This is a genomic window from Ferrovibrio sp., from assembly GCF_029255545.1.
Taxonomy (GTDB): domain Bacteria; phylum Pseudomonadota; class Alphaproteobacteria; order Ferrovibrionales; family Ferrovibrionaceae; genus Ferrovibrio.
The window spans coordinates 44,184-51,578 of the sequence record NZ_JANLJJ010000032.1 but is presented as its reverse complement, the minus strand read 5'-3'; the positions used below and the strand labels follow the sequence as shown (position 1 = coordinate 51,578).

8 protein-coding genes are annotated in these 7,395 nt (G+C 65.9%); 3 read left to right on the top strand and 5 right to left on the bottom strand.

Annotated elements, in window-relative coordinates:
• The first annotated feature begins 292 nt into the window (after positions 1-292).
• Positions 293-631: a P-II family nitrogen regulator gene (locus Q1J79_RS05925; RefSeq protein WP_290811128.1), complete on the top strand. Its 339-nt coding sequence runs from the start codon at positions 293-295 to the stop codon at positions 629-631.
• Between the two features lie 83 nt (positions 632-714).
• Here Q1J79_RS05925 and Q1J79_RS05920 read toward each other — a convergent pair whose 3' ends face one another.
• The 5 genes from Q1J79_RS05920 to Q1J79_RS05900 all read right to left on the bottom strand — a co-directional run bounded on the left by Q1J79_RS05920 (position 715) and on the right by Q1J79_RS05900 (position 4,128).
• A complete protein-coding gene (locus Q1J79_RS05920; RefSeq protein ID WP_300297830.1) occupies positions 715-1,239 on the bottom strand; it encodes a PAS domain-containing protein in 525 nt (174 codons plus the stop codon).
• Between the two features lie 111 nt (positions 1,240-1,350).
• Complete coding sequence (locus Q1J79_RS05915; protein WP_300297828.1) at positions 1,351-2,286, bottom strand: zinc ABC transporter substrate-binding protein; 936 nt, start codon at positions 2,284-2,286, stop codon at positions 1,351-1,353.
• Position 2,287: 1 nt separating this feature from the next.
• Entirely contained in the window at positions 2,288-3,163 is an 876-nt protein-coding gene (locus Q1J79_RS05910; RefSeq protein WP_300297825.1) for a metal ABC transporter permease, read from the bottom strand.
• 30 nt (positions 3,164-3,193) lie between these two features.
• The gene (locus tag Q1J79_RS05905; RefSeq protein ID WP_300297823.1) at positions 3,194-3,988 is read right to left on the bottom strand and encodes an ABC transporter ATP-binding protein; all 795 of its coding nucleotides are present in this window, start codon (positions 3,986-3,988) and stop codon (positions 3,194-3,196) included.
• Between the two features lie 5 nt (positions 3,989-3,993).
• Positions 3,994-4,128: a hypothetical protein gene (locus tag Q1J79_RS05900; protein WP_300297820.1), complete on the bottom strand. Its 135-nt coding sequence runs from the start codon at positions 4,126-4,128 to the stop codon at positions 3,994-3,996.
• Positions 4,129-4,287: 159 nt separating this feature from the next.
• On the opposite strand from Q1J79_RS05900, the gene Q1J79_RS05895 reads away from it, so the two are divergent.
• Complete coding sequence (locus Q1J79_RS05895; protein ID WP_300297817.1) at positions 4,288-6,360, top strand: transglycosylase domain-containing protein; 2,073 nt, start codon at positions 4,288-4,290, stop codon at positions 6,358-6,360.
• Positions 6,357-7,394 carry an alpha/beta fold hydrolase gene (locus tag Q1J79_RS05890; protein WP_300297814.1) on the top strand — a complete coding sequence of 346 codons (1,038 nt, stop codon included), beginning with the start codon at positions 6,357-6,359 and terminating at the stop codon, positions 7,392-7,394. The genes Q1J79_RS05895 and Q1J79_RS05890 overlap by 4 nt, the downstream gene beginning before the upstream one ends.
• Position 7,395: the final 1 nt, after the last annotated feature.

Below are 7,395 nucleotides of genomic sequence, written 5' to 3'. Positions count from 1 at the left end.
GGATTTGCGGTTTTCCAACGGCTTTATCCACGGCCGCGAGGGCCGGGTCCTGGTCGAGGCCCGTTTCGGCACCTCCGACGCCGCCTGAACATTGCCTATTATTTTTGCAGCCAAGCCTCGATTTGGGCAGCCCTGGCAGGCTTCCGCTTTCCGCCCCGGTTCCGGGCGGGGTAAAGTGGCCACCGACTCGCGGGGTAACAACCGGCACGGTTCTTGAAGGGATAGTCCGGCGACGACGCGCCGCGCGGGCAACGACCCGATTTGCGGCCAACAACGTTGAGGAGTGAGACACATGAAACTGGTCATGGCAGTCATCAAGCCGTTCAAGCTCGACGAGGTCCGAGAGGCGCTTACCAGCCTCGGCGTCGAGGGCCTGACCGTCACCGAGGTGAAGGGGTTCGGCCGGCAGAAAGGCCATACCGAGATCTACCGCGGGGCGGAATACGCCGTCAGCTTCCTGCCGAAGGTGAAAATCGAGGTCGCGGTGAAATCCGCCCTCGCCGACCGCGTGATCGAGGCCATTCAGAATGCCGCCAAGACCGGCCAGATCGGCGACGGCAAGATCTTCGTGGTCGATCTGGAGAAGGCTCTGCGCATCCGGACCGGCGAGACCGACGACGACGCCCTGTAAGACGGCGCCCAAGGTTCAGTTCGGGCATTCAGTTCCGTGACGACCGACCCGGCTGCAGTTCCTGCGGCCGGGTCGATCCGTTATCAGAGCGAGAAAACCAGCTCGTCGTAGGTGACGCCCTTGTCGCCAAGCAGCTTGAGCACGGTCTCAATGCCGGCCTGCATGCCCTGCTTGCGATCCTCATACTTGTTCTCGATGGCCAGAAGCTGGCTGTACAGCCCGGCGGCGGCGTCCACCGCCTTGCGATCCGGCGTGCGGCGGTTGGAATGATAGCCGACGATCTGGCCCTGCGGATCGAAGCTGGGCGTGACATGGGCGAACACCCAGTAGAAATCGCCGCTTTTCGCCATGTTCTTCACATAGGCGAAGATTTCGTTGCCCTTCCCGATGGTTTCCCACAACAGCCAGAAGACGCAACGCGGCATGTCGGGATGGCGCAGGATGCTGTGCGGCGCCTCCAGCAGTTCCCGCTCGGAATAACCAGAAATACGGACGAACACATCATTGGCATAGGTGATGCGCCCGCGCGGGTCGGTCTTGCTGACGATGATCTCCTCCTCGCCGAAGAAGATCTCCTTGTTGGTCGGCACCCTGTCGTACTTGGTCATGCGGGCCTGCATCCGGTAATGCGCAATTATTGCAAATTACCGGCAGCCTTCCCACCACCAATTGATGCAGATCAACTTACCCCTGCCCAAGCAGGTTGAATTAGACCACGATCAACTATCCCTTTGCATGGCCTCGATCAGTCGACTGACATTGAGACGATACATCTTAACGAAACTGTCGGCCTCTCCCCCCGGCGGTGACAGGGCATCGGAATAAAGCCGGCCGCCCACCTTCACCCTAGCCTCCCTGGCGATCTGCTCGATCAGCCGGGGATTGACCACATTCTCGAAGAACACCGCCTGTACACGCTGGCGCTTGATCTGGCGGATCAGCCGGGCGACCGCCTCGGCAGAGGCCTCCGACGCCGTGGTCATGCCCTGGGCAGCCAGGAATTCGATCTGGTAGCGGTCGGCCAGATAGCCGAAAGCGTCATGCTGGCTGATCGCCTTGCGATAGGCCTTAGGCAGACGGCCGAATTCGGCGGCGGCCCATTGATCGATCTCCTTCAGCTGCGCGGCATAGGCTGCGCCGCGGCCGCGGTAATAGTCCGCATTGGCCGGATCGGCCGCGGCCAGACCGTTAGCGATATTGGCCACATAGGTCTGCATGCGCTGCAGGTCGTGCCAGACATGGGGATCGTCCTTGGCATCGCCGTGATCATGGCCGTGGCTGTCACCGGGGCCATGGTCATGATGGTCATCCAGGCGGCGCGGCTTGATGCCCTCGGCGGCCACGATGCGACGGCCCCTGAAACCGGAGGCCGCGACCAGGCGGTCGAGCCAGGTCTCAAAATTCAGGCCACTGGCCACCAGCAGATCGGCGGTGGCAACCGCGCGGGCATCGGCGGGAGACGGCTGATAGACATGGGCATCGCCCATCGCCGGCACCAGCGTGGTGACGGCCACCCTGTCGCCGCCGATCTCGGCCACGATGTCGGCCAGGATCGAGAAGCTGGCGATGGCTTTGAGCTTCGGCGCGGCCTGTTGCGCCGAGACCGGGCCGGCAAGGCAGAGCGCCACAAGAAGCAGGGTAACGAAGCGGATCATGTCAGGCCTCCAGATGGCGCCGCTGGCGCCAGTGCAGAATCAGCCCCTGCCGGCCGAAACCAAGCGACAACAGATAGCCGCCGCCGGCGAACAGCACGATGGACGGCCCCGAAGGCAGATCGGCGTGGTAAGACAGCAGCAGGCCGCAATAGCCCGACAGGGCCGCGATCAGGGCGGCCACCGCCATGGCGGAAATCAGCGAGCGGCTCCAGTAGCGCGCGGCGAGCGCCGGCAGCATCATCAGGCCGACGGCCATCAGACTGCCCAGGGCCTGGAAGGCGGCCACCAGGTTGACCACGACCAGGCCAAGGAAGACAAAGTGATACAGCGTGCCGCCACCGCCCACGCTGCGCAGGAATTCCGGGTCGAAGCCATCGGCCAGCAGCGGCCGGTAGATCGCGGCGAAGATCAGCAGGCTTAAGGAAGCCACCACGCCAAGCAGCAGCAGGGCGGCTTCATCGACCGCCAGCACCGAGCCGAACAGGATATGCATGACATCCACCGCCGAGCCGCGCGTGGAGATCAGCGTGACGCCCAGCGCCAGCGCGATCAGATAGAACGCGGCGAAACTGGCATCCTCGCGCTGGTCGGTCGCGCGCGTCGCCGCGCCGGCGGCCAAAGCCACGACAAGCCCCGCGACAATGCCGCCGACGCTGATCGCCGGCAGCGAGAAGCCGGCGACCAGGAACCCGACCGCGGCGCCCGGCAGGATGGCATGGCTCATCGCCTCGCCGAACAGGCTCATGCGACGCAGCATCAGCACCACGCCAATCGGCGCGCCGCTTAAGGCAAGCGCGAAGCATGCCACCAGCGCCCGCCGCATGAAGGCGAATTCGGCAAACGGCGAGAACAGAAAATCATAAATGGCGGCGCCCATGCGCGGCTCCGGACAACAGACGGGTGAAGATCAGGCGGCGTGGCCGCCGTGGCTGTGCTGAGCGTGGCCGGGATCGCACAGGGGAGCCGTGTCGTCCCAGGACTCGGCCATGCGACGCGCGGCCAGCTGGTTCTCCGGCGTCAGGACCTCGTCGCTGCGGCCCCAGGCGATCAGCCGCCGCGCCAGATACAACGCCTCGGGGAAATGCTGACGTACCAGGTCGAAATCATGCAGCACGGCGATCACCGTGCGCTTCTCGCCATGCCAGCGCTGCAGCAGGGCCAGCAGGTCGGCCACGGTGCGGGCATCCAGCGCGTTGAACGGCTCGTCCAGCAGGATCACGCGGGCATCCTGCACCAGCACGCGGGCGAACAGGGCGCGCTGGGCCTGGCCGATGGAGAGCGTGCCAAGCGGACGATGCTCGAATCCCTCAAGGCCCACGGCGCTCAGGGCTTCGCGGGCCGCCCGGATGCCATCGCGGCCGATGCGGCCGAAGGCGCCGACGCGCTGCCAGTGGCCGAGCAACACGACTTCCAGCACGGAGATCGGATAGGCGCGGTCGAGGCTGGCCTGCTGCGGCAGGAAGGCGATGTCGCGGGGTTTGAGCGGGCCACGTTCGATGCTGCCATCGGCCACCGGCAACTGGCCGACGATGGCTTTCAGCAGGGTCGACTTGCCGGCGCCGTTGGGACCGATGATGGCGGTGAGCGAACCGGGGGAGAAGCGGCCGCTGACATGATGCACGGCGGGATGCCGGTCATAGGCGACCGTGACATCCTCCAGGCTGATCTCTCCGGCAGGCGCGGATGCGGCGATGGCAGGCATGGCGCTCATTCCACGGCCATGGCCCAGAAGACCGCCGCCCACAGGGCGGCAATCAGCGGCAGCAGGGCGGCCATGCGCATCCACCCGCCGGCGGCGAGCACGGCGATCGGCAGGTCGAAATCGTGGGAATGGCGGTGCATGGCTAATCCGAGTTTACGTTATCTTATAACATATAGTGCATTCACCGGCCGTCAACCCTCCATGCCCTAAACCCGTCACAATCGGCTGCCAAACCCAGCCCGTCGGTTGGTTCCCACCGGACGAGATTTCCTCAGCAAAGAGTTGCATAGTTCGCCGCCATGGCCCGTCCGCCCCGCCGTACCGCTGCCAAATCCTCCTCCACCGCCAGCCGCAAGCGGCGCGCGGCACCTTCGGGCCGGCCCATGGGCTGGCTGGCCCGCCTGGCCCGTCTTGGCCTGCTGGCCGGCATCTGGGGCCTGGTCGCCGGCGGCGCCCTGTTTGCCTGGTATGCCTACGACCTGCCGGATTTCGACGACCTCTATATCGTCGAGCGCCGCAGTTCGGTGACCCTGAAGGCCGCCGACGGCATGGTGCTGGCCACCTATGGCGACCTCTATGGCGAGCATCAGGCGCTGAAAAACCTGCCGGCCCACCTGCCCCAGGCCCTGATCGCCACCGAGGACCGCCGCTTCTATTCGCATTTCGGCATCGACCCGATCGGCCTGGCGCGCGCCAGCTTCGCCAACCTGCGTGCCGGCCGCGTGGTGCAGGGCGGCTCGACGCTGACGCAGCAGCTGGCCAAGAACGTGTTCCTGGAGCGCGACCGCACGCTGAAGCGCAAGGTGCAGGAACTGATGCTGGCCTTCAGGCTGGAGCAGCGCTTCTCCAAGGAGCAGATCCTGGAGATGTATCTCAACCGCGTCTATTTCGGCGCCGGCGCCTATGGCGTGGAGGCCGCCGCGCAACGCTATTTCGACAAGCCGGCGAGCAAACTCTCCCTGGGCGAAGCGGCCATGCTGGTCGGCCTGCTGAAAGCGCCATCGAAACTGGCGCCGACCGGCAATATCAAATCGGCCCAGGCGCGCGGCGCGCAGGTGCTGCGCAACATGGCCGATGCCGGCTTCATCACGGCGGATGCGGCCGAGAAGGCGATTGCGAAGCCCACGCAGCTAGCCCGTTCGCGCCTGCCGCTGCCCAACGCCCGCTATTTCGCCGACTGGGTGATCGACGAAGTGTATCAGCTGGTCGGTCGCGACCATGCCGACCTCACTGTCTACACCACGCTGGATGGCCGTCTGCAGGGCAATGCCGAACGCGCCGTCGATACGCTGATGGATCGCGACGCCGGAAAGCTGGATGTCGACCAGGCCGCCCTGGTGGCGCTGGCGCCCGATGGCGCAGTGCGCGCCATGGTCGGCGGCCGCGACTATCTCGACAGCCCCTTCAACCGCGCCACCCAGGCGCGCCGCCAGCCCGGCTCGGCTTTCAAACCGATCGTCTTCCTCACCGCGCTGGAGCAGGGCCTGCATGCCGACGATCAGTTCGTCGACGGGCCGATCGAGATCGGCAACTGGAAGCCGCGCAATTACGACGGCCAGTATCATGGCAGCATGACGCTGGGCGAAGCGGTGGCACGCTCGATCAATACGGTTGCCGTGCAGGTTTCCGAGCGGGTCGGCCGCGACAGGGTGATCGAGACCGCGCGCCGGCTTGGCATCACCAGCGACCTCAAACCGCATCCCTCGCTGGCGCTGGGCGCCTTCGAGGTCGGCGTGCTGGAACTCACCGCCGCCTATGCCGCCTTCGCCAATGGCGGCTATGCCGTGCAGCCCTATGGCGTGCTGGAGATCCGCGACCACCACAATGCCGTGCTGTTCCGCCGCGATACCGGCGGCGCCTATGCCCATATGATCGCCGGCGAGCCGCTGGGCGAGCTGAACGACCTGCTGCGCGGCGTGATCGCCACCGGCACCGGGCGGGCAGCGGGGATCGGCCGCCCGGCGGCAGGCAAGACCGGCACGACCTCGGATTACCGCGATGCCTGGTTCGTCGGCTACACGCCAGACCTGGTGGCCGCCGTGTGGGTGGGCAACGACGACAATTCGCCAACGAAGAAGGTCAGCGGCAGCGGCCTGCCGGCACAGATCTGGCGCAGCTTCATGAACGATGCCCTGAAGGGCCGGCCGGTCAGCGAGTTGCCACAGGCGCCCAGCCGCAGCTTCAGCCTGCCTTCCCTGTGGGATCGCATCATGCGCCAGTTCGGCGGCAGCACCGCTCCGGTCGCCCCGGCACAGGCGGCGGTACCGCCGCCGCCACGCACGGTGATCGAACCGGCTGCACCGCCGCCCTCGACATCGCAGGGCGAGCCGCAGATGATCTGGCAGGTCGGACCACAGCCGGTGCAACAATGAGGCGCCATATCCTTTGCTGTCTGGTCGCCGGCCTGCTGTTGTCCCCGGCCTCGGCAACGGCGGCAGACAGCGTGATCAACCAGCAGGTCAGCATCACATCCGGCGACGGCACGACGCTGGCCGGCACGCTGACGATTCCGGCTGGCGTCACCTTCAAGGTGCCGGGGCTGGTGCTGGTACAGGGCAGCGGGCCGACCGACCGCGACGGCAACCAGCCGCCAGTATTGCGCACCGACCTGCTGCGCCAGGTCGCCGAAGGCCTGGCACAGAATGGCATCGCCACGCTGCGCTACGACAAGCGCGGCATGCATGCCAATGCCGGCGGCAGACCCGCCAGCCAGGACGATTATGCCGCCTATTTCGACTGGGGCCGTTTCGTCGACGACGCCTATGCCGCCTATGCCTTCCTGCGTGCCCAGGCCGTGGTGGATTCCGGCAAGGCCGGCCTGTTCGGCCATTCCGAGGGTGGGCTGGTCGCCCTCGATCTCGCCACCCGGCTGGTGGACGCGGAAAGGCCGCAGGCCCTGATCCTGGCCGCGACGCCAGGCCGGACAATGGATTCGGTGCTGCAGGACCAGTTGCAGCGGCTGCTCGCCGAGCAGAAAGTTCCGCCGGGCCAGCGCAAGTCCTTCCTGGCCGAGAACAAGCGCATCACGCTGACCATCCGCGATACAGGCAAGGTGCCCGACAAAATTCCGGCGGGCCTGGCCGGTTTATATCCATTTTACATCGGCCCGTTCTGGCAATCGCTGATGCGCATCGACCCGGCCGCCAGGGTACAGCAATACAAAGGACCCGTGCTGCTGATTCAGGGCGACGCCGATATCCAGGTCTCGGCGGAACGCGACGCCCTCAGCCTGGACAAAGCCCTGCAGAAGCGTGAACCGGACGACCATGCCCTGATCATCCTGCCGCGCACCAGCCACAACCTGAAACCGCTGCAGGGTGACAAGGACCCGGGGTTCGAAGGCGACGTCGATCCGGGCGTGATCAGCCGGATCAGCAGCTGGCTGCTCAGCAAGCTGAGCCCTTAAA